Origin of the sequence: Desulfobaculum sp. SPO524, from assembly GCF_044987625.1 — a bacterium.
Lineage (GTDB): Bacteria > Desulfobacterota > Desulfovibrionia > Desulfovibrionales > Desulfovibrionaceae > Desulfobaculum.
In genome coordinates this window covers 935817-958168 of sequence record NZ_JBJDSB010000001.1, presented here as the reverse complement: position 1 = coordinate 958168, position 22352 = coordinate 935817, and the positions used below count along the sequence as shown (strand labels likewise).

The window sequence follows — 22352 nt, the reverse complement described above, 5'->3', positions numbered from 1 at the left end:
CGGCGCGGGGTGGCGTGTGCGGTCGCGGAAGATGCCGGACGGGGGGACAGGGGAACAGGTACTCCTTCTCCTATACACAAAAGGCCGTAGAACGCAATCAGCTTTTTAATTCAGAGTGTTGGGGGAGAGATCGTGACCGGGGCTACTCCCAGAAGCGCAGGACGTCTTCGGGCGTTTCTCGTTTTTTGAGTGTGCTGAAGGCGTGGTCTGCGTTGTAGCCCAGCACTTTGGGCACGGCGCGGGAGTTGTAGCGCGACCACATGGACAGGGTGTAGGCGCCTGTATCGTGGATAAGCAGCCAGTCGCCCGGCTCGATGTGCGGGAGCAGAATATCGCGTCCGGGCAGGTCTCCGGCGAAGCAGAGGGGGCCGGCGATGCGGTATTCGCGCTCTGGTGTGGTCTTGAGGGTGCCGTCGGGCGCGCAGACGCTGAATTCGTGGTGCCAGTCGCCGGGGTTGTAGCACTTGCGCAGGAACATATCGGCGCCGAGGTGGATGACGGCGGTGCGGATATCGCCTTGCGGCTTGACGTATTCCACGCGGCTGGCGGCGAAGCCGGCGTTGGCGTGCACGGCGCGGCCGAATTCGGTCATGAGGCGGTAGCGCCCGGAAAACAGGCGGGGGCAGGCCTCGCGCAGGGCGGCGGCGTACTGGTGAAAGTCTGTGGCGACGAAGCCGTCTTCGCCGTAGTCGGCGGGCAGCCCGCCGCCAAGGTCGAAGGTATTGATGCGGCCACCGGTGGCGGCGTTGACCTCTTCGACAAAGTCGAGAACGGCGCGCACGCCGAGGACGAGCTGATCAAGGGGGCAGCCTTGGGAGCCGACATGAACGTGCACGCCGGTGAGCCATGGGTTGGCGATATAGGCGTCCATAAGCTCTTTGCGGAAAACTTTGAGCGGCACGCCGAACTTGGAGTATTCGGCGGCGACGGATGTTGCGCCGATGGTCCCCTGCCCGACCTGCGGGTTGATGCGGATGCCGATGCCGCCGTGGGGCGCTCCGGCTGTGATGGCGTCACCCACGCGGGAGAGTTCCTGCAGGTTGTCCATGTTGAGGTGGATGCCTGCGGTGAGGGCGCGCTGGATTTCGGCTTCGGTCTTGGCGGGGGAGTCGAAGACGATGTGCTGTGGGGGAAAGCCCGCGGCGAGGGCGAGGGTCATTTCGGGCAGGGAGGCGGACTCCAGCCCAAGAAGGGGATATCCCTCGGTCCCGGACAGCGCGCAGAGGTGCTCCAGCACCTTGCGCAGGGGGTTGGCCTTGACAGCTATGGCGTGCAGGGTGTCGGACGGAAAGGTGGCGGCAAGCTGGCGGACCTTCTCTTCGATGAGCGACATATCGTAGAACAGGGCGCTGGCGTCTGCCGTGTCCACAGCGCCGCCGGCGAGGGCGGCGCGCAGTGCGTCGGACATAGCCTGTGGTGTGAGTCTGTTTCGCATGCGGCCCGTATACACCCGCCTTCGTGGTATGTGAACCACAAGAACACTGGACCCGATGTGCGAGAGAAGGTACAGGACCGTGTCCGGCAGAGTCCGGTTTTGCATGACGACAGCACAGGAAAACGGAACGCACATGGCACATAAAGGAAGCAGTCTTTACGCCCGGGGTGGCGATTGCATCACCCTCATAGGCATGGCTGGAGCAGGCAAGACGACCATCGGCCGCGCCGTGGCCGAGCGCCTTGGCTGGCCCCAGCTGGATACGGACCACGTGATTGAGGCGCACTATGGCCGCCCGCTTCAGGATATCGCGGACGCCTTTGGGCGCGACAGATTCGTGGAGGCGGAGGACGACATTGTGTCCGCTTTGGCCGTGGTCCGCACGGTTATCTCCACGGGCGGCAGCGTGGTGTATGGCCAGCGCTGTATGCAGCGCCTGAAGGAGCTTGGCCCGGTCATTTACCTTGCCGCGTCGCAGGAGGTCATCCTGGAGCGCGTGGCCATGAACCCGGACCGCGGGTTGGCCATTGCACCCGGCCAAACCGTGACGGACCTGTTCAACGAGCGCATGCCGCTGTACGAGGCCGCCGCCGACTTTGTGGTGGACTCCGGCGAGATGAACCCGGACGAGTGCGCAACCGCCATTTGCGAGTGGCTTAAGCAAAGGGAAGAGAAGAGTGAAGCGTAACAGAGTAGGGGTGTTCCGCCGTCTGGCCGCACTCTATGACCGTATGCAGAAGGAATATGACACCACCGTGGCGGACACCGGCTTTACGTGCATGGACTGTCCGCAAAACTGCTGTACGAGCTATTTCCAGCACCACACGTATGTGGAGTGGGCCTACCTGTGGAAGGGCATGGACGCCCTGCCGGAGGACAAGCGCGCCCTGTACCTGTCCCGCGCGCAGGACTACGTGGCCCATATGCAGGAGAAGCTGGCCGCCGGTGAGCGTCCGGACGCCATGTGCCCGCTCAACGACGACGGCCTGTGCGGGCTGTACACGCACCGCCTGATGATTTGCCGCTTGCACGGCGTGGTGCACACGCTGGCAACCAAGGGCCGCTTTGACCGCATCGAGCAGAAGGAATATCCCGGATGTTGGCGGTTCAAGGAGGTTACGGACGGCCGCGACGATTTGCGCCCGCTGGACCGCACGCCTTTGTACCGCGATCTTGCCAAGCTGGAGATGGATTTTCTGGGATCCCGGATGGCTGCAATGCCCAAAGTGAACTTGACTCTTGCAGAGATGCTGGTGCAAGGTCCTCCTAAGTTGCAGTCTTAAGTGTCCGGAGGCATATGATGAAACGATTCGCAGTCCTGCTGTGCGGCGTGGTGTGCGCCGCTGTGTTGCTTGCGGGGTGTTCGCACATGAGCGTGAAGCACCTGAACCGCCAGCACTGGACGCTGGAGTCCGGGCAGAGCCTGCCCATGAAGTTTTGGCGCTTCGACTATGCCGTTGTGCCTCTTGAGAACCGCTTTGCCGTCCGCGGCACGGCCTTTCCTGTACAGGACGCCATCCCGCGCTGGGCCGAATATATCGGCGACCTGTGGTTCTCCGCCTATCTCTCGGACAAGGAAGGCCACGTTGTGGCCTCGGACCTGCGGGTGTTTCAGCCCAGCAAGCTGGACCGGGCGCAGGGCGTTGACTTTGAGTTCGTCCTCAAGCCCGATACGCTGGAGACGGACGACGAGTTGTACATCACCTTTGGCTACCGCATGAAGCTTACCGCCAACCGCTTTGACGATGTGACCAAGAGTCCGGGCGATCCCACGGGCGGCGAGGTCTTCTTTGCCAGCGAAGGCGCGCTGACGCGGTACTAGCCGCCATTATTCGATTGTTCTCGGGGCCTCCGGCTTTGGCTGGAGGCCTTTTTTTGTGCCCAATGCCGGGGACCGTTGGTGTGCTGGCAATTGCGGCTGCAAATCCTTGCATGGCGCGCGTGATGGAGTAGAGTGGGGGGTGGGAGTAGAGCCATGACACAATTCGATACAACAAACGATATGTTCCCGGTGCAGGTTCGCTTTGTGGACTTGGTGGGCGGGGTTTCAGCCGTATTGGACCTCATCAGCCCTGTGGTGGTGGGGCACCACCAGCGCACGGCGTACATTGCGCTGCACATTGCCAGAGCGGCAGGCGCGACCATGGAGGAGCAGGCGGACATTGCCCTTGCCGCGTTGCTGCATGACGTTGGGGCCTTTACCATGCGCACGCGTCTGGACACCCTGTGCTTTGACACCGACGACGTGAAGCATATGGAAACGGGCTACCGCCTGCTGTGCCACGCGCCGGGGTTTGAGCGGCTGGCGCGGCTTATCCGGCGGCACCATGTGCCCGCCGTACGTTTTGACGGGCTGACCGAGGACGATGGGCGCGAGCTGTGGATGAGCAACATCATCCAAATGGCCGACCGCATCGACGTGCTGGCCCCGCGCAAAACGCATGTGGCACCGGACGTGGCGCTGGTGCGCAAGCGATTGAACGCCGGGCGCGGGCGCATGTTCCTTGAGGACATCCACGACAGCTTCTCCCATCACCTTGAGGCGCGCGAGTTTTGGACCGGCCTTGAAAGCTGCGCGCGGTTCGAGTCCATCCGCGAGGCGTGCGCCGTGCGCTCGCAGTTGCTGCCGCTCAATGAACTGGTGAATGTGTCACGCGTTATTGCCCAGCTTGTGGACTTCCGCAGCCGTTTTACGGCCACGCATTCGCAGGGTGTCGCCGCCGTGGCTATGGAGCTTGGCCGCATGGCGGGGCTGGACGAAACCGAGGCCACGCTTTTGCAGGTGGCTGGCGGCCTGCACGACGTCGGCAAGCTGGCTATCCCCTCGGAGTTGCTGGAGAAGCCCGGCCCGCTGGATGACGAAGAATACGGTGTCATGAAGGGGCACGCGTACTACAGCAACACTGTGTTGTCCTCCATCCCCGGCCTGAAGGATGTGGGCGCGTGGGGCGCGCGGCACCATGAGCGCTTGGATGGCACGGGCTATCCCTTCCAGCTTGGCGCGAGCAAGTTGGACCTCGGCGCGCGTATTATGGGTGTGGCGGATGTGTTCACGGCTTTGACGGAGGACCGCCCCTACCGCCACGGCATGCACCGGCGCGAGGTGGAGGGCGTGCTGTATGATATGGGCTTGTCCGGCGCGCTGGACAAGGAGGTTGTCCGCCTTGCTCTGGACGATTACCAGCATTTGGACACCACGCGCCTTGAGGCGCAGGCCTCGGCGCGGCAGTCCTTTGAGGCGTTTGCCATGGGGTGCGAGGCATAAGCGGCGCGCCCCCGCCGCACTCGGGGCTTGAAGAGCGCGGCAATGGGTTCTATAGTTCCGGCGTCCCAGTCACTTTAGCCATACTGCGACGGAACTCATGGAACTCTTTCGGGCCGATTTGCATATCCACTCCCGCTTTTCGCGGGCGACGAGCAAAAAGCTGAATCTTCGCCTGCTGGCGGCATGGGCGCGGGTGAAGGGGCTTGATGTCCTTGCTACCGGCGACTTTACGCATCCGGGATGGATGGCGGAGATTGAAGACATGCTGGAGCCGGACGGCTCCGGTCTGTTCACCCTCAAGGACGACAAGCGCCTTGAGCGCGAATTGCCGTTTTTGGATGGCTACCCCCTCTCCGGGCGCACGCGGTTCATGCTGTGCACGGAAATCAGCAGCATCTACAAGCGCGGCGGCGCGGTTCGCAAGAACCATAACCTTGTCTTCATGCCCAATCTGGACATGGCGAGGTCCTTTACCGAGCGCCTTGCGCAGGTGGGCAATCTGGAGTCCGACGGCCGCCCCATCCTTGGCCTTGATGCCCGCGACCTGTTGGAAATGGTCCTTGAGACCGGCCCCAACGCCTTCCTTGTTCCCGCGCATATCTGGACGCCGTGGTTCTCGCTGTTTGGTTCCAAATCGGGCTTTAACAGCGTGGAGGACTGCTTTGGCGACCTCTCCAGCGAAATTTTTGCCATGGAGACGGGCCTGTCCTCGGACCCGGAGATGAACTGGATGTGGTCCGCGCTGGACCGCTTCCGCATGATTTCCAACTCCGACGCGCACTCCGGAGAAAAGTTGGGGCGCGAGGCCAATATCTTCAGCGGCGAAATGTCCTATGAGGGCATCTACCGCGCCCTGCGCGGCGAGGCGCTGGGGCACAAATTCCTCGGCACCGTGGAGTTCTTCCCGGAGGAGGGCAAGTACCATCTGGACGGGCACCGCAACTGCGGCGTGGTCCTGGACCCGCAGGAGACACAGGCGCGAGGCGGGCTGTGCCCTGTGTGCGGCAAGCCGCTGACCGTTGGCGTCCTCAGCCGCGTCATGGAATTGGCGGACCGCGAGACCCCGCAGCAGCCTGCCGGGCAGCCGGGATTCGTCTCCCTCATCCCCTTGCCGGAAGTGGTGTCCGAGGTGCTGGGCGTTGGCCCCGGCAGTAAAAAGGTAAAGAATTTCTATGGCCGCCTCATTGCGCGCTTTGGCTCGGAGATGGCCGTCCTGCAGGACGTACCCCTTGAGGACATCGCCAAGGTGTCCACGCCGCTGGCCGAGGGCGTCTCGCGCATGCGCAAGGGCCGCGTGGTGCGCCAGTCCGGCTTTGACGGCCAGTACGGCGTCATCTCCGTCTTTACGCCCACGGAGCGCGAGGAAATCCAGCGCGGCGGCTCCCTTATCGCCATGCCGAAGGCCGCGCCAAAGCGTGTGGATATGGGCGCGGCAACGCCTGCGCCCCGCGCGCCCGAGCATAGCGCGCCTTCCGCTTCGGGCGGCGTGCAGTACAACGAGGCCCAGCAGCGCTCCATTGATGCCGGTCCCGGACCGGTGCTGGTGCTGGCCGGGCCGGGCACGGGCAAAACGCAAACCCTTATGGGGCGCATCAACGCCCTGCTGGAAGGCGGCGAGAACCCCCGCCATATTTTGACACTGACCTTCACCCGGCGCGCCGCCGGCGAGCTTGGCCGCCGCCTTGTGGAGATGCGCGGCGAGCAGGAGGCCCTGCCGCGTGCGGACACCCTGCATGCGTTGGCCTTTGAGTGCTGGACCGCCATCCACGACGAAGCCCCGGTCATCCTCTCCGAGGAGGGGGCGCAGCGGGTGTTTGCCGAGGCGACGCCGGATCTGGCCGCCAACGACCGCAAAGCCGCGTGGACGCGCCTTGGTTTGGCGCGGGAGCGGCTGGTGGAGCTGGATTCGCTGGCTGAGGTTGCTGCGGCGTACACGTCCGTCAAGCAGTCGTGGAATCTTGTGGACTATACGGACCTGCTGGTCTTTTGGCTGGAGCAGGTGGAGGGTGGCACGTGGCCCAACCCGTATATCCATGTACTTGTGGACGAGGTGCAGGACCTGTCCGCGCTGCAGCTGCGGCTGGTCAAGGCCTTGGCCGTGCACGGCGGGCGCGGCTTTTTCGCCATCGGCGACCCGGATCAGTCCATCTATTCCTTCCGCGGTGCGCGCGGCGACGTGCTGGACGACCTGCGGCAGACGTGGCCCGAGTTGGACATCATCACCCTGACGGACAACTACCGCTCGTCCCAGCAGGTGCTGGACCTGTCGCGTCCGGTTATTCCTGACGGTCCCGCCCTGCACGCCCACCGCGACATCACCGCCGACCTGCGCCTGTTCTCCGCGCCGAATGCCGCGCGCGAGGCGTCGTGGATGGGCGAGCGCATTCGCGAATTGGTGGGCAGCACCAGCCATTCCCTTGCCGACGCCGCGCCCTCGGCGTGCCTGTCCCCCGGCGATATTGCCATACTTGTGCGGTTCAAGGCGCTCATCCCCGGCATCCGCGCCACGCTGGACCGGCTGGGCCTGCCCTGCGCCGTGCCCGAGGTAGACGCGTTTTGGAAGGAGCCGCGCGTGGCCGCCATTTTGGCCGCCGCGGGCCGCACCCTTGGCATCGCCCCGGCGGTAGACGTGCAGGCCGAGGAGGCCGTGGACGTGCCGGAGCAGGTGCTCTCACGCGGGCCTCTTGGGCTGGAGGCCTACTTGCAGGATGCCCGTCCCTTTGACAGGCTGTTCTGGGAAAGCCGAGAATATAAAAAGCTCAAGAGGGCTTTTGAGGAGCACGGCGGCTGGCAGGGCCTCATCAACTGGGTGAACCTGCGCACGGATTTGGATCAAGTCCGGGCCAAGGCCGAAAAAATCCAGATTATGACCATGCACGCGGCCAAAGGGCTGGAGTTTGAAGCCGTGTTCCTGCCTGCCTTGGAGGACGGCATTGTGCCTTTTGCCGGCAGCGGAGTCTTGACGGGGACGCAGCCCGGCGCGCACACTGCGGCGGATGAGGCCGAAGAACGGCGTCTGTTCTATGTTGGGCTGACGCGGGCCAAGAGCAAACTGTATTTGAGCTATGCGGCGCAGCGCATGCTGTACGGCAAGGAGCTGCGGCTTCCGCCCTCGCGCCTTTTGGACGCGCTGCCGGATGGGATGCTGAAAAAAACGCGGGTTGTGGGGAAGACGGTTCGCCAGACCAAGCAACTCGGCCTTCTGGGAGGAGGCGAGTAGCCGGGCCTGTCTGCCGCGCCGGATGGCGGCGCTGTGGGTGGGCTTAGGGTGAAAAGATTCTGTACACGTACCGCTCGTAGGCGGCGCAAACATGGCGCGTCAGCGCGGTGCTGACGCCGATGTCCCGCAGCCTGCAGTACACGTGCAGGGGGTTCAGGTAGTGTTGCAGAAGACTTTTGACTATCTGCATGGTGGGCCTCCTGTTTCCGAGCTGCGCCTTTATTGACAGGAAAAAGCAAGAAGCATACCCCGGCTGGCTTTGTGAATCGTTGTGGTCGGTTCCCTGCCTCCGCCCTCTGGCGGACCGGAAAATATGTCGGTGAACCGGCACAAAACGCGAGTCTGTATATGTCTTATCGGTCACTGGCGGAAAGAATTCAGGGGGCGGCGTGGACGCTGGCGGCCCCGTCCTCGGTCATTCCCGCCGGGGTGGCGGAAAATTGCTGTCATCTTGAGGGCACCTTTCCGGAGGTGGCCCTGCTGTTTTTTGAGTCCCAATCCTGTTTGGACTACACTCCGCAGGACCTGCCGCCGTGGCTGGCCGGGCTGGACCTGAGCTACCATGTGCATCTGCCGCTGGACCTGCCGTGGGGTGAGGGAGCGGACGCCGCGTGGACCATTGTTCAGGAGCTGGTGGAAAAGGCCGCGTACCTTTCGCCGCGGGCTTATGTGCTGCACCCGCCCGCAGATGCCGCCACCATGGGCCGCTTTGCCGCGCTGTGGCGGGGGGCTGGCTACGACCCGGCGGACCTGCTGCTGGAGAACATCGACACCTGCGACCTGCGCGCGCACTTGCCGTATGTCGCGCAGTGGGGCGTGTCGCTGTGTCTGGACTTGGGGCACATGTTGGCCTATGAACAGGAATTTCTGGCGGATGAAGTGGACTACGGCGCTGTGCGCATGCTCCACCTCAACGCCCCCGGCGAGAATGGACGGCACCTGCCGCTGACCGCGCTGGATGACAACGGGCGGGCGCTGCTGCAGAAGCAGCTTGACGCACTCCGCCCCGATGCGGTGATAACCGTTGAACTGTTTACAGAACGCGACGTCATGGATTCCGCACACGTCCTGCTGAGTATGCTCGGCGAGGACCAAAGGTAGCGCCGAAGGCGCTCAGGGAGAAGATGATGGCGTATTTCCGGTCCATCCCCCGATTGGACGATTTGCTGGCGCTCTTCCGCCGCGAGGACCGGTGGCTTATCCTCATCAATGCCGACCCCGACGCCATGGCCTCGGCCATGGCGCTCAAGCGCATCATGGCGCGGCGGGTGCAGGATACGGGCATTGCCCATATCAATGACATCACCCGTCCGGATAATCTGGAAATGATCCGCTGTTTGCGTGTGCCCACACGGCGGCTGACGCCCACCCTTGCCGCGCAGTACGACCGTTTTGCGCTGGTGGACTCCCAGCCGCACCACAACGCGGCCTTTAAGGAGTACGACTTTTCGCTGGTGATCGACCATCACCCGCTGTCGGCGGAGAATCCGGTCACCGCAACCTACGCGGACATCAAGCCGGACTACGGCTCCAACGCCAGCCTGATGACGGAGTACCTGTACAACCTGCACATCAGGCCCGGTAAGCTCCTTGCCACGGCGCTCCTCTACGGCATCAAGACGGACACCTCCAGCTTTGAGCGCGTGTTCTGCGAGGCGGACCTGCGCGCCTTCCAGTATCTGTCCAAGTATGCGGACCATCTGCTGCTGCGCAAGATTTACCGAAGCGAATTCCATCTCGAATGGCTGCGGTATTTCTGTCAGGCGTATTTTAAGCTGCGCCTGACCGGGCAGGGCATTTTTGCCTATCTGGAGGATGTGGAAAGCGCGGACATCCTTGTCATCCTTGCGGACCTGTTTTTGCGCGTGCAGGGCGCTGCGTGGACCGTTATCAGCGGGACGGTGGATGATCAGGTCATCGCCGTATTCCGCGGCGACGGCTTGCGGCGCGATATGGGCAAATTTGCCGCGCGCTGCTTTGGCAGCATCGGCTCCGCCGGCGGCCACCGCAACGCCGCCCGCGCCGAGATTCCGCTCTCCGCCATTCCCGACGCTCCTGTGGAAGTCTTCCTCTGGAACCGCATAAAATCGAAAAAAGCACGGCCGCGTAAGCCCGCCGCTGATTCCGGCGACGCCTAGCGCGGCGCTATACGACCCCCATTCACCGCCGCATCCCCGCGGCGCATGGAGAACCAATGTCCCTGAAAGACCGTCTCGGACTCGATACGTCCCCTGTGTTCCTCGTTGACGGACACGCCTTCATCTACCGCTTCTACTACGCCTTCCGCGACATGCAGCGCTCCGACGGGTTCCCGACCAACGCCCTGTACATGTTCCTGCGGATGCTCATGAATATTTTGAAGAACGAGCGCCCCGAGTACATGGGTGTCTTTTTTGACGGCAAGGGGCCGACCTTCCGCCATGAGGCGTACGAGGCCTATAAGGCCCAGCGCCCGGCCATGCCCGAAGACCTCGCCATGCAGCTGGACCCCGCCCACGACGCCGTGCGCGTTCTGGGCCTGAATATGCTGGTGGCTGAGGGCGTCGAAGCCGACGACTGTATGGCCAGCGTTGCCGCCCGCATCAAGGACCAGCGCCCCGTGGTCATCGTGGGCGCGGATAAGGACCTCAAGCAGTGTCTGGACGAGCGCGTCTTCATGTGGGACCCCGGTTCCAAGAAGGAAAAGCTCACCACGCTGGACGACTTCCGCGCCGAAACGGCCATGGAGCCAAGCCAGTGGCCGGACTTTCAGGCCCTTATTGGCGATTCCGCGGATAACATCCCCGGCGTGCCCGGCATTGGTCCCAAGACGGCGTTCAAAATCATGGCCGACTATCCCACCCTGGAGGCCCTGCGCGAGGCCGTCAGCGCCGGTGAGGGCGACTTTAAGCCCGCCATGCGCAAGAAGCTGGAAGCCAACATGGACGACGCCTTCCTCTTCCGCACCCTCACCCGGCTGTCCACCGAGGTCTGCAGCGAACTCGACCTTGACGCCCTGCGCGTCAGCGCGCCTGTGTACGACGATGTGGACGCGTTTCTGACGGAATACGAATTCCGTACCCTCCGGCGCGACCTGCCCAAGTATTTCCCCCGGCCCGAGGTTGCAAAGGCCGCCTCCGGTTCCGCGAAGTCCGCTTCCGCACCCGCGGAAGACGCCAAGGCCAAGCCCGCCGGGGAGCAGCAGTTGTCCCTGTTTGGCGCGCCCGCCGCACTAGCCGCCGAACCCGCCGCACCGGCGGAGGCCGACATCGTGCGCATTGCCGCAGAACCCGCCGCGCTGCCCGATGTGACGGGCGAGACCGTGGGCCTTGTCCCCGGCGACGAGGACGGCGTGTGGCATTTGGGCATTGCGGGCACCGAGTGGCAGGTGTCCGGCTCCCACGAGGACCTTGCCGCGCATGTGGCCTCTGCCGCCGCCATCGCCGCGCCCAACGTCAAGGACCTGTTGCGCGCCGATCCGGCGTGGGACGATATTCCCCTTGAATCATGGTTCGACATCGGCCTTGCCTGCTATCTGCTGTCCCCCGAGGACCGCGATTACTCGTGGCAGCGCCTCTATCGCCGCAACGCTCCGGACCTGCTCGAAGCCGAACCCAAGGGCCACGGCGTCACCGCCGCCGCCATGACTACGGTTCTGCGCAGCCGCCTTGACGCCGCGCATCTGTCGGACCTGATGCAAACCTTGGAGACGCCGCTCATTCCCGTGCTTGCCGACATGGAAGCCGCAGGCATCGCCATTGACTCCGCCGCGCTGCACAGCTTTCTCTCCGAAGTGCAGGAGAAGCTGGACACCCTCACCGCCAGCATTCACGAACGCGCGGGGCGCGACTTTAACCTGCGCTCCAGCCAGCAGCTGGCCGAGGTGCTGTTCACCGACCTTGGCCTGAAACCGCGTGGCAAGACCCCCGGTGGCGTGCCGTCTACGGCTTTTGACGTGCTGGAAAAGATTCGCTCCGAGCATCCCATCATTGAGGATATTCAGGCGTGGCGAAAGCTGGAGAAGATGCGCTCCACCTATCTGGAGCCGCTGCCGCGCGCCGCGGACGACGCAGGCCGCGTGCACTCGCATTTTAATCAGCTCGCCACCGCCACCGGCCGTTTGTCCAGCTCCGGCCCGAACCTGCAGAACATTCCCATCCGCGGCGAAATGGGCCAGCGCATGCGCACCTGTTTCACCGTGGGCGAAGGCAACCTGCTTGTCGCGGCGGACTATTCGCAGATTGAGCTGCGCGTGCTCGCGCATTTGTCGCAGGAGCCGGAGCTCGTGGACGCCTTCACCAACGACGAGGACATCCACTCCCGTACCGCCGCGCTGCTCTTCGACAAGCCGCAAGCCGACATCGCCGCCGACGAACGCCGTAGCGCCAAGACCATTAACTTCGGCCTTATCTACGGCATGGGCCCGCAGAAGCTCGCCGGTGAGCTTGGCATTCCCCTCAAGGAGGCCAAGGCCTTCATCGAGCGCTACTTTGAGCAGTTGTCCGGACTCGCCGAGTTCTACAACGCCGTGGAAGAACAGGCCAAGACCGATGGCTCCGTCATCACCCTCGCCGGGCGCCGCCGCCTGCTGCCGGATATCAACTCCCGCAACTCCCACCACCAGGGACAGGCGCGCCGCCAAGCCATCAACACCCGCATTCAGGGCAGCGCCGCAGACATTATCAAGATGGCGATGCTGGAAGTGTGGCAGGATAAAAAGCTCCGCAAGCTCGGCGCAAAGCTCATCCTGCAGGTGCATGACGAACTGCTCCTCGAAGTGCCCAAAGACGCCGCGCAGGAGGCCGGAAAACGCCTCGAAGCCATCATGTCCGGCATCTACGACCTCTCCGTGCCCCTCGCCGTGGACTGGGGCGTCGGGAACAACTGGGGCGAGGCGCATTAGCGCCGGGTGAAGGCTGAAGAGGGAAGAGGGAAGAGGAAGAGTGCCTCCGGCGGCTTTAGCTCTTAGGTCGTTCGGCCTGAAAGGACGAAGGGCCTTAGAGATAAAGATAGCAGAGCTGCTCAAGGGTGTGACACCCTTGAGAATCCCCAGGATTTATCGGGCGGAAGCCGCCCGATAAATAGGGGTGGGCGGGCGGCTTCTTCTGCCTTTTGTCTTTGTCTTTTTGCTAAGGGCATAACAGGGATTCTCACCGCCTTTCGCACGACGCAAACGCCCCCCCAAAAAAAATCCCATATCCACACGGACGGGAGCATGTCAGGGGTGACGACAGTGCCTTCTACGGGCGCCCCGTCTGTGCGCACATGGGATTCTTAAGGGCCCACGGCCCTTAAGCCTGCGGAGCACAAAACGCTCCGCCCAGCCCGCCTCGGCCAGCCAGTGGCACCACCGCCACCGCCCTTATGGGGAGGGCGACGACTTTTGTTGAGAAGCCTGCGCTTTCGCAGGTGTGTGTATTTGAACGCATTGCAAGGGATGGAAGGGATATGGATAAGATGCGACTGTTGACTCCCGGTCCCACGCCGATGCCGGAGGAAGTCCGGCTGACGTTGGCCATGGATATGGTGCACCACCGCAAGCCGGGCTTTACGGCGCTGCTTGGCGAGATTCAGAAGGATTTGCGCTGGCTCTTCGGCACCAGCCAGCCTGTGGTGGCGATGTCGTCGTCCGGCACGGGCGCGATGACGGCGGCGGCCACGAATCTGTTTGCCAAGGGCGATCAGGTCATCGTCATTGAGGGCGGCAAGTTTGGCGAGCGCTGGGGCGAGATTGCCTCCACCTACGGGCTGGACGCGGCCATTGTCAGCGTGCCGTGGGGCAAGGCCATTACGGTGGACCACCTGCGCGCTGCGCTGGAGAAGTTCCCCAAGGCCAAGGGCATCCTCGTGCAGGCGTCGGAGACGTCCACAGGTGTGCTGCATCCTATCAAGGAGCTGGCGGCGTTTACGCGGGAGCGTGACGTCCTCTTGGTGGTGGACGGCATTTCTGCGGTTGGCATCTCGCCGTGCCCGATGGATGAGTGGGGTGTGGACTGCTTGCTGACCGGCTCGCAAAAGGGGCTGATGCTGCCGCCGGGGCTGTCGTTTTTGGCGCTGTCCGAGCGGGCGTGGAAGCGCGTGGAAGAGGTGAAGCCGCGTGAGTTCTACTTTAACCTGCTGGGCGAACGGGAAAAGATTGTGAAGAATTCCCAGACGCTTTTCACGCCGCCCATTAATCTGCTCATGGGCCTGCATACTTGCCTTGCCATGTTCAAGGAGCAGGGTCTGGAGAACGTGTACCGCAGGCAGTGGGCGCTGACGCAACTGGTGCGCAGTGCGGCCCGCGCCATGGGCCTTGAGCTATTTGCCGAGGAGCACTTTACCTGGGGCCTGACGAGCATCCGCCTGCCCGAGGGCGTGGACGGAAGCGCTGTGCTCCAGTGCTGCGCGGAGCGCTACGGCGTGGTGCTGGCTGGCGGTCAGGGCGCGATGAAGGGCCGCATTGTCCGCTTTGGCCATATGGGCCATGTGGACTATGGCGATGTGCTGGCGGGCCTGCATGCGCTGGCGAGCGCACTTGAGGCCTGCGGTGGCTACACGGCCGCGCGGGACTACATGGAGCAGGGTATGCGTGCGTACGAGGCCGCCATGGCTGGCGGCTACCCCGAATAGGCGCGGCGCCGGAGCAGGGCGGCCACCCGGCAGGGTGCGCGGCTCTTTCGGCGGATGTACATGCACAGATGACGCAAGGAGCGTTACGATGTCTGACGAAAAGAAGAGCATGGGCGCGGCGTCGGGGAACATCCCGCTGCCGCAGGTGACGTTTTCCACCTTTGTGATGTCGCTGGCGTCGTCGGCGCTGGTGCCGCTGGGCGAGGTGCCGGACCCGGAAACCGGCAAGCCCACGGAGAATCTGGCGCTGGCCAAGCATTCCATTGATGTTCTCTCCATGCTGGAGGAGAAGACCAAGGGCAATCTGGATGACGAGGAGCGGCAGCTTATCACGGATTTGCTGTACGACCTGCGCATGAAATACGTGCTGAAGACGAGGTAGGGGATGAGCATGACACAGCGTACCCCTGTCGGCCTTGTTGGGGTGACCGGGTATACCGGCATTGAGTTGGCGCGGCTGTTGGCGAGGCACGAGGGCATGGAACTGGTGCGGGCCACGTCGCGGTCCGAGGCGGGCAAATGCCTGAGCGAGCTGTTCCCCAGCCTTGCGGGCTTTCCCATTGGCGATGTGGTGGTGTCCGTGCCGGATGTGGCGGACCTTGCCGAGGCGTGCGAATTGGTCTTTTTGGCCGTGCCGCACGGGACGGCCATGGACATGGCGGCGGAGCTGGTGGCGCGCGGCGTGAAAGTGGTGGACCTGTCCGCCGACTTCCGCATCAAGGACGCGGGCACCTACGCCGACTGGTACGGCCTGGAGCACCGTCACCCGGAGCTTTTGCCCGAGGCCGTCTTTGGCCTGCCGGAGTTCAATGCCGAGGCCGTGCGCGGCGCGCGGCTGGTGGCGAATCCGGGGTGTTATCCGACGTCCGTCATTTTGGGCCTGTCTCCGGCGCTGCGCGAGGGCCTTGTGGAGACGGACGGCATTGTGGTGGACTCCAAGTCCGGAACCACGGGCGCGGGCCGCAAGGCCAGCGTTGGCTCGCTGTTTTGCGAGGTGGCGGACTCCTTCAAGGCGTACAACCTTGGCAAGCACCGCCATACGCCAGAGATTGAGCAGGAGCTGTCCGGCGTTGCCGGCGCGGAGATGACCGTGTCGTTCAACACGCACCTGTTGCCCATCAGCCGGGGCATCCTGAGCACGAGCTACGCCCGTCTCAAGAAAAGCCTTTCATTGGATGAAGTGCATTTGCTATACTCCAAGGCGTACGAAAATGCCCCGTGGGTGCGCGTTTTGCCCCTTGGCAAGCTGCCCGAGACGCGTTTTGTCCGGGGCACAATGTTCTGTGATATCGGTCTGGTTGTCGATCCCAGAACGCAGCGCCTGATTGTTGTTTCTGCCATAGACAATCTGTGCCGTGGCGCTTCCGGGCAGGCGCTGGCCAATGCCAACGTGATGCTTGGGCTTGATATGGGACTGGGGTTGGACCTTGTTCCGCTGGTACCCTGATTTCGCCTCTGGCGCTTTATGAGGACGTCCATGCTTGAAATTACGCAGAGTGAATCTGCCGCCTCGCAACTTGCCGAATCCGTCTTTGTGGCCCGTCAGCCCATCTTTGACCAGGACCAAAAGGTCTTTGGCTATGAGTTGTTGTTCCGCAGTTCCGGTGATGCGACAGGGGCCTTTGTGACGGATTCGGACATGGCCACGACCAAGGTCATCGCCGACGGCTTTCTGCTGGCGTACGCAGGCATGGAAGAGGGGCAGCGCGCCCTGATCAACTTCCCCAAAAAGCTTCTGCTGGAGGACGCCGCCTACGCCTTGCCGCCGGATATCGCCATTGTGGAGATTCTGGAGGACGTCAGCCCGGACGCCGATGTGCTTGAGGCCGTGGCCGCCATCAAGGAAGCGGGCTTCATGCTCGCCATGGACGACTATATGGGCGAGCCGGAGCTTGAGCCGTTTCTCAAGTATGTGGACATCATCAAGGTGGACATCCTGGGGCTGGATTCCGACCCCCAGCGCATCCGCGAGACGGTGGACAAGCTCAAGTCCTACGACTGTACGCTGCTGGCGGAAAAGGTGGAGGACGTAGAAACCTTTGAGGTGACGCGAAAGCTTGGCTTTTCGCTGTTTCAGGGGTTCTTTTTCTCCAAGCCGGAGATCATCCCCGGCAAAAAGATTTCCTCCAGCGAAATCGCCAAGATTCAATTGCTCAAGGAGCTTGGTCGCACGGACTTTGACGTGGTCCGCCTTGGGCGCATTATTCAGGCGGACCTGTCCCTGACGTATCGCCTGTTCCAGTATATCAACTCCGTGGGCCTTGGCGTGCGCTACAAGGTGGAATCCGTCGCCCGCGCCATTACGCTGCTTGGCCAGCGCCAGTTGGCCCAGTGGCTGCGCGTTGCCATCATGTCCGACCTTAGCCCCAACAAAAAGGCCGAGGAGGTCGCCTTCCTGTCCGTGCACCGGGGGCGCTTTTTGGAACTGATGGAAGATTTGTCCAAAAAGTTTGGTATATCGCCGGAGACCATGTTCCTGCTGGGGCTGTTCTCACTCCTTGACGCGCTGCTTGGCCAGCCCATGGAGGAGATTCTGGAGAATGTGCCGCTGGATGACGAGGTCAAAGAGGCCCTTGTGGGACAGGAAAACCGCCTCAAGCCGCTGCTGGAGCTGTCGCGCGCCTACGAGCGCGGACAGTGGGCGCACGTGCAGGAGGTGGTGCAAGCCACAGGTATCCGGCAGGAGGACGCCGATAAATTCTACGTGCAGGCCATGGCGTGGACGCAGGAAATCTTGGGCAAAAGCGACGACGCCGCCTGATTGCCCGACACCCGTTCAAAACAAACGCGCCCGGAAGGCAGAAGCCTTCCGGGCGCGATGCGTTTTTGTCTGTCACGGCGCGTTAGACGCCTTTGGCGACGTCCATGAGATAGCGGCCGTAGTCGTTTTTGAGCATCTCCTCGGCCAGCTTCGCCAGTTGCTCCGCCGAGATGTAGCCCATGCGGTAGGCAATTTCCTCAATGCTGGAAACAATGACGCCCTGTCGTTCCTGTATGGCCTGCACGTAGGTGCTGGCCTGCAGGAGGGATTCGTGGGTGCCGGTGTCCAGCCACGCAAGGCCGCGCCCGAAGAATTCAGCCTTGAGCTGGCCGCGGCGCAGGTACTCATTGTTCACGTCCGTGATTTCCAGCTCGCCGCGCGCGGAGGGCTTGAGGTTCTTGGCGATGTCCACCACGTCGTTGTCGTAGAAGTACAGGCCGGTCACAGCGTAGCGCGACTTGGGCTGTTTGGGCTTTTCCTCAATGCTCAGAACGTTTTGTAGGTCGTCGAATTCCACCACGCCGTAGCGCTCGGGGTCGCGGACCTTGTAGCCGAAGATAATGCCGCCGCGCTCCAGCTGCGAGCACGCCTGAAGCGTCACGGACAGGCCCTGTCCGTAGAAGATATTGTCGCCAAGGATAAGGCACACGGAGTCGTCGCCGATGAAGTCCTCCGCCAGAATGAAGGCCTGCGCAATGCCCTCTGGTTCCGGCTGGACCTTGTAGCTGATATTCAGCCCAAGGTGCGATCCGTCGCCGAACAGCTCCTCCAGCCGCGGCAGGTCGCGCGGGGTGGAGATGAGGAGAATATCGCGGATGCCCGCCAGCATGAGCACCGACAGCGGATAATAGATCATGGGCTTGTCGTAGACGGGCAAAAGCTGCTTGCTGGTTGCCCGCGTCAGCGGATAAAGCCGGGTGCCGGACCCGCCTGCGAGAATGATGCCTTTCATGCGCGATTCCTCTGGTATGAATGCCGTTTTACTTCGTCGTGTGGCTGGGGTACTCTGTTGTATCAGCGGAGTCGGCATTGTGCCGCCCGCGTCATCTGTATGGAAATATAGGGTATTTTCCGTGAATGTGAAACCCTGCCGGAGCTCTGCGACCTCATGAGACCATTCTTCTCCTTTCCGTTTATGGTGCTCGCCCTTGTGGGCCTTGTCTTCGGACTCATATTCTTCTTCATCCTCATACAAGTCGGCCTCGTCACCGTCGCCTTCACCAAGATAGGCCTCACGCCGGGGCAGGCTCTACTCATTCTTATAGCCACACTCCTCGGCAGCGGCGTCAATATGCCGTTCTTTCGCACCGGGCGCACCGTGCGCGTGCCCGTTGGGCCGCGCCGCCTGTTCATGGATAGCCGCGGCTACATGCAGGCCTCACCGCAGGAAATGGAGCTGCAGGATCAGGTGGTGGCCGTCAACTTTGGCGGTTGCATTATCCCCTGTCTTCTCAGCCTTATGGTTGTGGGGCAAATTGGCATCTCCCTCGGCCTTGGCCTTGCCGTGGCGGGCGTTGTTGCCGTGTGCTATGCTGTAGCACGACCCATGCCAGGGCGAGGCATCGGCATTCCTATGCTTGTGCCGCCCCTTGTTGCGGCCCTGTGCGCCATCATCTTTGCGCCAGAGGGCCAAAGCGCCCACGTCGCCTACGTGGCGGGCAGCATCGGCACCCTTCTCGGGGCCGACGTTCTGCACCTGTGGGACCGCCGGATGCTCGACAAGCTCGACGCGCCGCTACTTTCCATCGGCGGCGCGGGAACATTTGACGGTATTTTCGTGACAGGCATCGTTGCCGTTTTGTTGGCGTAAGCAAGGAGTCTGACCATGCGCATCGAATACAAGGACATCGTCCTCCTCACCGAAACGGAACTCGATTTTAAGGCCGGGGATCAGACCCCGCTCCCTACGTACCCTTCCGCAGGGCATATCCTCTGGCCCGAGCATCCGCATCAGATGCCCGGCGTGGGCGCATACCTCCAGCGTGGTGAGGAAAAATGCTTCGCCATCCGCTCCCTGTTTTGGACCCCCGCGCCAGACCCCAAGGCCACCGCGCGCCGTGGCGCCGTGCTTGAGTCGCTGACGGATATTCATCTCGATCCCGGCTCCTACGGCTTCTCCTGCGTGAAGGATGGCATCAGCCTCGCGTGGATTGTCATGTCCGACAAAGGCGCTGCCGGAATGCGCGAGGATAGCTGCGGCCCCCTCATCGAAGAAGCCGTCAGCAAAACTCTGCCCCTGTGCATGACCCAAGGCTTCCTTATCCCCGACGACGCCCGGCAACTCAAAGCCCTGCTTTCCGGCCTGTCGCTGCACCAAGGCTTTGACCTTATCCTGACCAGCGGCGGCACAGGCGTTGGACCACGCGACATCACGCCCGAAGCAACCCTCAAGGTGATTGAAAAACGCCTGCCCGGCTACGAACAGGCCATGATGCAAGCCAGCCTCGCCAAAACGCCGCACGGCGCCATCTCGCGCGCCGTGGCCGGGACCATCGGCTCCACGCTGGTCGTCAACCTGCCCGGCAGCCCAAAGGCCGTCAGCGAAAACCTCGAAGCGATTCTGCCGACGCTCCAGCACACCATAGATAAACTCCAAGGCGACACCACAGACTGCGCGGCTGTGCTGTAGCTGCCGCTGCGGGGCAGGCGTCACGCTTGTGTTTGTAGGGGGCTTCACCGGGAGGTGGGGCCTCCTTTTTTTGCCTTCGGCGACTCAAGGGTATGATACCCTTGAGAATCCCCAGGATTTTCGGGGCGGAAGCCGCCCCGAAAATAGGGGGTGGGGTGTGGGCAGAATGGGGAGCTTTTTTGGCCTTCATCTTTTTCCATTGCCTATGTTTTTTTCAAAACGCCGAACAGGGATTCTCACCGCCCATCCCCACGTGCCAAAGCCCCCCAAAAAAAATTCTTCCATCTACACGGACGGGAGCCGTCAGGGGTGACGACTGTGCCATACACAGGCACCCGGTCTGTGCGCACTTGGGATTCTCAAGGGCCCACGGCCCTTGAGCCTGCGGAGCAAAACTGCTTCTCACTCCCGGCGCCGATGACCTGCCCTTGGCGAAAAAAAGCGGCGCCCTCGTACGAGGGCGCCGCTTGTGGCGTAATGATGCTGGCGGTGACGCTATGACGCGTCGCCGTCTGTGGTGCGTCCGGCTTTGTCGGCGATCCATTTGACCTGCCTGCAGACGCCCATGATCATGTTGAATTCGCTTCTGCGGAAGGGGGCGCGTTGCAGGAAGCGGCGGACGGGGAGCATCCAGTAGTCGGTGTTCTCGTCTTTGAGGTAGTCGATGGCGGCGAGGGTGTCCTTGAGGTTGCCGAAGAGCAGTTCCATTTCCTCGTGTGTGGCGAGGTTTGTGGGCGCGGGCTGCGCCGGTTCTTCGCCGGGGTGTTCCATGACGTTCTTGAAGCACTCGTAGAGCACGACGAGGACGGCTTGGGCGAGGTTCAGGGAGCTGGCTTCCGGCGAGGTAGGAATCGTGAGGAGCTTGCCGCAGATTTCGGTTTCCTCGTTGGTGAGGCCGCGGTCTTCGGGGCCGAAGACGACGGCGACGGAGCTGCCCTGACCCATTTGCCCGGCGATGGTGGAGCCTGCCTTTGCGGGCGTCCAGAGGCCTTTGCGCCAGCCGCCGGTGCGCGCGGTGGTGCCGTAGACGAACTCAAAGCCCGCAAGGGCTGTGGGCAGGTCGTCCACGACGCGCATGGAGCTTAGAATGTCGACCCCCTTGGGGGTGGCGAGGGCGCTGGCGCGTCCAAGGTCCCAATTCCGGGGCTGCACCACGATGAGGTTGGGGCAGCCCATGTTGGCGCAGGCGCGCGCGGCGCTGCCCACGTTCTCGGGGAACTTGGGGTGAAAAAGGACGATGGTCAGGTTTTCGAGCATCCGATGTGTCTCCGCTTTGGGGCCTAGACGTTGAAGAGGAAGTGCATGACGTCGCCGTCGTTGACGACGTAGTCTTTGCCTTCCACACGCAGAACGCCCTTGGAGCGGCATGCGGACTCGGAGCCGTTGGCCACGTAGTCGTCATAGCCGATGACTTCGGCGCGGATGAAGCCGCGTTCGAAGTCGGTGTGGATGACGCCGGCTGCCTGCGGGGCGGTGTCGCCTTCGTGGATGGTCCACGCGCGCACTTCCTTTTCGCCGGCGGTGAAGTAGCTGATGAGGCCGAGGGTGGCGTAGCCGGTGCGGATGATGAGGTCGAGGCCGCTTTCGCTGACGCCGTAGGACTCCAGAAATTCCTGATACTCTTCGCCTTCCAGGCCGATGAGTTCTTCTTCCATCTTGGCGTTGATTTTGGCGACGCCTGCACCGGTGGTGGCGGCGCGCTCGCGCACTTTGGCGACGAACTCGTTGTCTTCGACGAGGGCGTCTTCATCCACGTTGCAGCAGTAGACGACCTTTTTGTCGGTGATGAGGTGGAGTTCCTTGCGCACTTCGCGGCAGGCGTCGGAGTCGCGGCCCTCGAAGGTGCTGACGGGGTTCAGGCCGCCGAGGTGCTCCAGCAGGGCGGCGCAGCAGTCCACCTTGGGCTGGAGCTTCTTGTCGCCTTTGACCTGCTTCTTCATGCGCTCCAAGCGGTTTTCCACGCTTTGGGCGTCGGCCATGATGAGTTCGGCCTCGATGACTTCAATATCGCGCAGGGGATCGACGGAGCCGTCGACGTGGACGACGTCGTCGTTGGCGAAGCAGCGCACCACGTGCAGGATGGCGTCGGCCTCGCGGATATTGGCGAGGAACTTGTTGCCAAGGCCTTCACCTTTGCTGGCGCCTTTGACGAGGCCGGCGATGTCGATGAAGTCCACGGTGGCGTTCAGCACGCGCTGGGGCTTGACCAGTTCGGACAGCTTATCAAGGCGCGGGTCGGGCACGGGCACGACGGCCTTGTTGGGTTCGATGGTGCAGAACGGGTAGTTCGCGCTTTCGGCGTTCTGCGCCTTGGTCAGCGCGTTGAAGAGTGTGGACTTGCCCACGTTGGGCAGTCCGACGATTCCTATGCTCAGTCCCATGGGATGATTCTCCGGAGTTGGATTTGCAGCGCGGGTGGCGGGGTGAGGTGCGGCATGTGGCGCAGGAGGC

General features: G+C 62.7%; 19 protein-coding genes. 14 read left to right on the top strand and 5 right to left on the bottom strand.

Features of this window, described 5'->3' with window-relative positions; genetic code table 11:
* Window positions 1–142: 142 nt before the first annotated feature.
* Entirely contained in the window at window positions 143–1435 is a 1293-nt protein-coding gene (locus ACI3L3_RS03980; RefSeq protein WP_404843799.1) for a diaminopimelate decarboxylase, read from the bottom strand.
* A gap of 133 nt (window positions 1436–1568) precedes the next feature.
* On the opposite strand from ACI3L3_RS03980, the gene thrB reads away from it, so the two are divergent.
* The 5 genes from thrB (at window position 1569) to ACI3L3_RS03955 (ending at window position 7920) form a co-directional block, all read left to right on the top strand.
* Window positions 1569–2123, top strand: coding sequence for a homoserine kinase (thrB, locus tag ACI3L3_RS03975; RefSeq protein ID WP_404843798.1), 555 nt, complete (start codon window positions 1569–1571; stop codon window positions 2121–2123).
* Complete coding sequence (locus tag ACI3L3_RS03970) at window positions 2113–2718, top strand: hypothetical protein (protein ID WP_404843797.1); 606 nt, start codon at window positions 2113–2115, stop codon at window positions 2716–2718. The genes thrB and ACI3L3_RS03970 overlap by 11 nt, the downstream gene beginning before the upstream one ends.
* Before the next feature lie 14 nt (window positions 2719–2732).
* On the top strand, window positions 2733–3257 hold the full coding sequence (locus ACI3L3_RS03965) for a hypothetical protein (RefSeq protein ID WP_404843796.1): 525 nt from the start codon (window positions 2733–2735) through the stop codon (window positions 3255–3257).
* A 153-nt stretch (window positions 3258–3410) separates the two neighbouring features.
* Entirely contained in the window at window positions 3411–4700 is a 1290-nt protein-coding gene (locus ACI3L3_RS03960) for an HD domain-containing phosphohydrolase (RefSeq protein WP_404843795.1), read from the top strand.
* 97 nt (window positions 4701–4797) lie between these two features.
* Entirely contained in the window at window positions 4798–7920 is a 3123-nt protein-coding gene (locus ACI3L3_RS03955; RefSeq protein ID WP_404843794.1) for a UvrD-helicase domain-containing protein, read from the top strand.
* A 43-nt stretch (window positions 7921–7963) separates the two neighbouring features.
* On the opposite strand, the gene ACI3L3_RS03950 is transcribed toward ACI3L3_RS03955, so the two are convergent.
* Complete coding sequence (locus tag ACI3L3_RS03950) at window positions 7964–8110, bottom strand: hypothetical protein (RefSeq protein ID WP_404843793.1); 147 nt, start codon at window positions 8108–8110, stop codon at window positions 7964–7966.
* A 158-nt stretch (window positions 8111–8268) separates the two neighbouring features.
* Between ACI3L3_RS03950 and cbiR the strand changes: the two genes are divergently transcribed.
* The 7 genes from cbiR (at window position 8269) to ACI3L3_RS03915 (ending at window position 17272) form a co-directional block, all read left to right on the top strand.
* Complete coding sequence (gene cbiR, locus ACI3L3_RS03945) at window positions 8269–9021, top strand: cobamide remodeling phosphodiesterase CbiR (RefSeq protein WP_404843792.1); 753 nt, start codon at window positions 8269–8271, stop codon at window positions 9019–9021.
* A gap of 26 nt (window positions 9022–9047) precedes the next feature.
* Window positions 9048–10058, top strand: a complete 1011-nt coding sequence (locus ACI3L3_RS03940; protein WP_404844116.1) for a bifunctional oligoribonuclease/PAP phosphatase NrnA — start codon at window positions 9048–9050, stop codon at window positions 10056–10058.
* A 56-nt stretch (window positions 10059–10114) separates the two neighbouring features.
* Entirely contained in the window at window positions 10115–12802 is a 2688-nt protein-coding gene (polA, locus tag ACI3L3_RS03935; RefSeq protein ID WP_404843791.1) for a DNA polymerase I, read from the top strand.
* A gap of 545 nt (window positions 12803–13347) precedes the next feature.
* Complete coding sequence (locus ACI3L3_RS03930) at window positions 13348–14511, top strand: pyridoxal-phosphate-dependent aminotransferase family protein (RefSeq protein ID WP_404843790.1); 1164 nt, start codon at window positions 13348–13350, stop codon at window positions 14509–14511.
* A gap of 88 nt (window positions 14512–14599) precedes the next feature.
* On the top strand, window positions 14600–14893 hold the full coding sequence (locus ACI3L3_RS03925; RefSeq protein ID WP_404843789.1) for a DUF1844 domain-containing protein: 294 nt from the start codon (window positions 14600–14602) through the stop codon (window positions 14891–14893).
* Window positions 14894–14902: 9 nt separating this feature from the next.
* Window positions 14903–15958, top strand: a complete 1056-nt coding sequence (argC, locus tag ACI3L3_RS03920; RefSeq protein ID WP_404843788.1) for an N-acetyl-gamma-glutamyl-phosphate reductase — start codon at window positions 14903–14905, stop codon at window positions 15956–15958.
* Between the two features lie 30 nt (window positions 15959–15988).
* Window positions 15989–17272 carry an EAL and HDOD domain-containing protein gene (locus tag ACI3L3_RS03915; RefSeq protein ID WP_404843787.1) on the top strand — a complete coding sequence of 428 codons (1284 nt, stop codon included), beginning with the start codon at window positions 15989–15991 and terminating at the stop codon, window positions 17270–17272.
* Between the two features lie 82 nt (window positions 17273–17354).
* Here the strand turns inward: ACI3L3_RS03915 and rfbA are convergent, their stop codons facing one another.
* Entirely contained in the window at window positions 17355–18224 is an 870-nt protein-coding gene (gene rfbA, locus ACI3L3_RS03910) for a glucose-1-phosphate thymidylyltransferase RfbA (RefSeq protein WP_404843786.1), read from the bottom strand.
* Between the two features lie 156 nt (window positions 18225–18380).
* Here rfbA and ACI3L3_RS03905 point away from each other — a divergent pair, with 156 nt between their 5' ends.
* Both ACI3L3_RS03905 and ACI3L3_RS03900 read left to right on the top strand, forming a co-directional pair.
* Window positions 18381–19082: a DUF1614 domain-containing protein gene (locus ACI3L3_RS03905; RefSeq protein ID WP_404843785.1), complete on the top strand. Its 702-nt coding sequence runs from the start codon at window positions 18381–18383 to the stop codon at window positions 19080–19082.
* Window positions 19083–19097: 15 nt separating this feature from the next.
* Entirely contained in the window at window positions 19098–19901 is an 804-nt protein-coding gene (locus ACI3L3_RS03900) for a molybdenum cofactor biosynthesis protein B (protein WP_404843784.1), read from the top strand.
* Window positions 19902–20396: 495 nt separating this feature from the next.
* On the opposite strand, the gene ACI3L3_RS03895 is transcribed toward ACI3L3_RS03900, so the two are convergent.
* Window positions 20397–21158, bottom strand: a complete 762-nt coding sequence (locus tag ACI3L3_RS03895; protein ID WP_404843783.1) for an RNA methyltransferase — start codon at window positions 21156–21158, stop codon at window positions 20397–20399.
* Between the two features lie 23 nt (window positions 21159–21181).
* On the bottom strand, window positions 21182–22282 hold the full coding sequence (gene ychF / locus ACI3L3_RS03890) for a redox-regulated ATPase YchF (protein WP_404843782.1): 1101 nt from the start codon (window positions 22280–22282) through the stop codon (window positions 21182–21184).
* Window positions 22283–22352: the final 70 nt, after the last annotated feature.

Coding starts and splice junctions, on each gene's coding strand:
- ACI3L3_RS03900 (WP_404843784.1), top strand. CDS start 19,098: ATGCGCATCGAATACAAGGACATCGTCCTCCTCACCGAAACGGAACTC.
- argC (WP_404843788.1), top strand. CDS start 14,903: ATGACACAGCGTACCCCTGTCGGCCTTGTTGGGGTGACCGGGTATACC.
- ACI3L3_RS03980 (WP_404843799.1), bottom strand. CDS start 1,435: ATGCGAAACAGACTCACACCACAGGCTATGTCCGACGCACTGCGCGCC.
- thrB (WP_404843798.1), top strand. CDS start 1,569: ATGGCACATAAAGGAAGCAGTCTTTACGCCCGGGGTGGCGATTGCATC.
- polA (WP_404843791.1), top strand. CDS start 10,115: ATGTCCCTGAAAGACCGTCTCGGACTCGATACGTCCCCTGTGTTCCTC.
- cbiR (WP_404843792.1), top strand. CDS start 8,269: ATGTCTTATCGGTCACTGGCGGAAAGAATTCAGGGGGCGGCGTGGACG.
- ACI3L3_RS03905 (WP_404843785.1), top strand. CDS start 18,381: ATGAGACCATTCTTCTCCTTTCCGTTTATGGTGCTCGCCCTTGTGGGC.
- ACI3L3_RS03925 (WP_404843789.1), top strand. CDS start 14,600: ATGTCTGACGAAAAGAAGAGCATGGGCGCGGCGTCGGGGAACATCCCG.
- ACI3L3_RS03930 (WP_404843790.1), top strand. CDS start 13,348: ATGGATAAGATGCGACTGTTGACTCCCGGTCCCACGCCGATGCCGGAG.
- ACI3L3_RS03895 (WP_404843783.1), bottom strand. CDS start 21,158: ATGCTCGAAAACCTGACCATCGTCCTTTTTCACCCCAAGTTCCCCGAG.
- ACI3L3_RS03915 (WP_404843787.1), top strand. CDS start 15,989: ATGCTTGAAATTACGCAGAGTGAATCTGCCGCCTCGCAACTTGCCGAA.
- rfbA (WP_404843786.1), bottom strand. CDS start 18,224: ATGAAAGGCATCATTCTCGCAGGCGGGTCCGGCACCCGGCTTTATCCG.
- ACI3L3_RS03940 (WP_404844116.1), top strand. CDS start 9,048: ATGGCGTATTTCCGGTCCATCCCCCGATTGGACGATTTGCTGGCGCTC.
- ACI3L3_RS03950 (WP_404843793.1), bottom strand. CDS start 8,110: ATGCAGATAGTCAAAAGTCTTCTGCAACACTACCTGAACCCCCTGCAC.
- ACI3L3_RS03955 (WP_404843794.1), top strand. CDS start 4,798: ATGGAACTCTTTCGGGCCGATTTGCATATCCACTCCCGCTTTTCGCGG.
- ACI3L3_RS03965 (WP_404843796.1), top strand. CDS start 2,733: ATGATGAAACGATTCGCAGTCCTGCTGTGCGGCGTGGTGTGCGCCGCT.
- ACI3L3_RS03960 (WP_404843795.1), top strand. CDS start 3,411: ATGACACAATTCGATACAACAAACGATATGTTCCCGGTGCAGGTTCGC.
- ychF (WP_404843782.1), bottom strand. CDS start 22,282: ATGGGACTGAGCATAGGAATCGTCGGACTGCCCAACGTGGGCAAGTCC.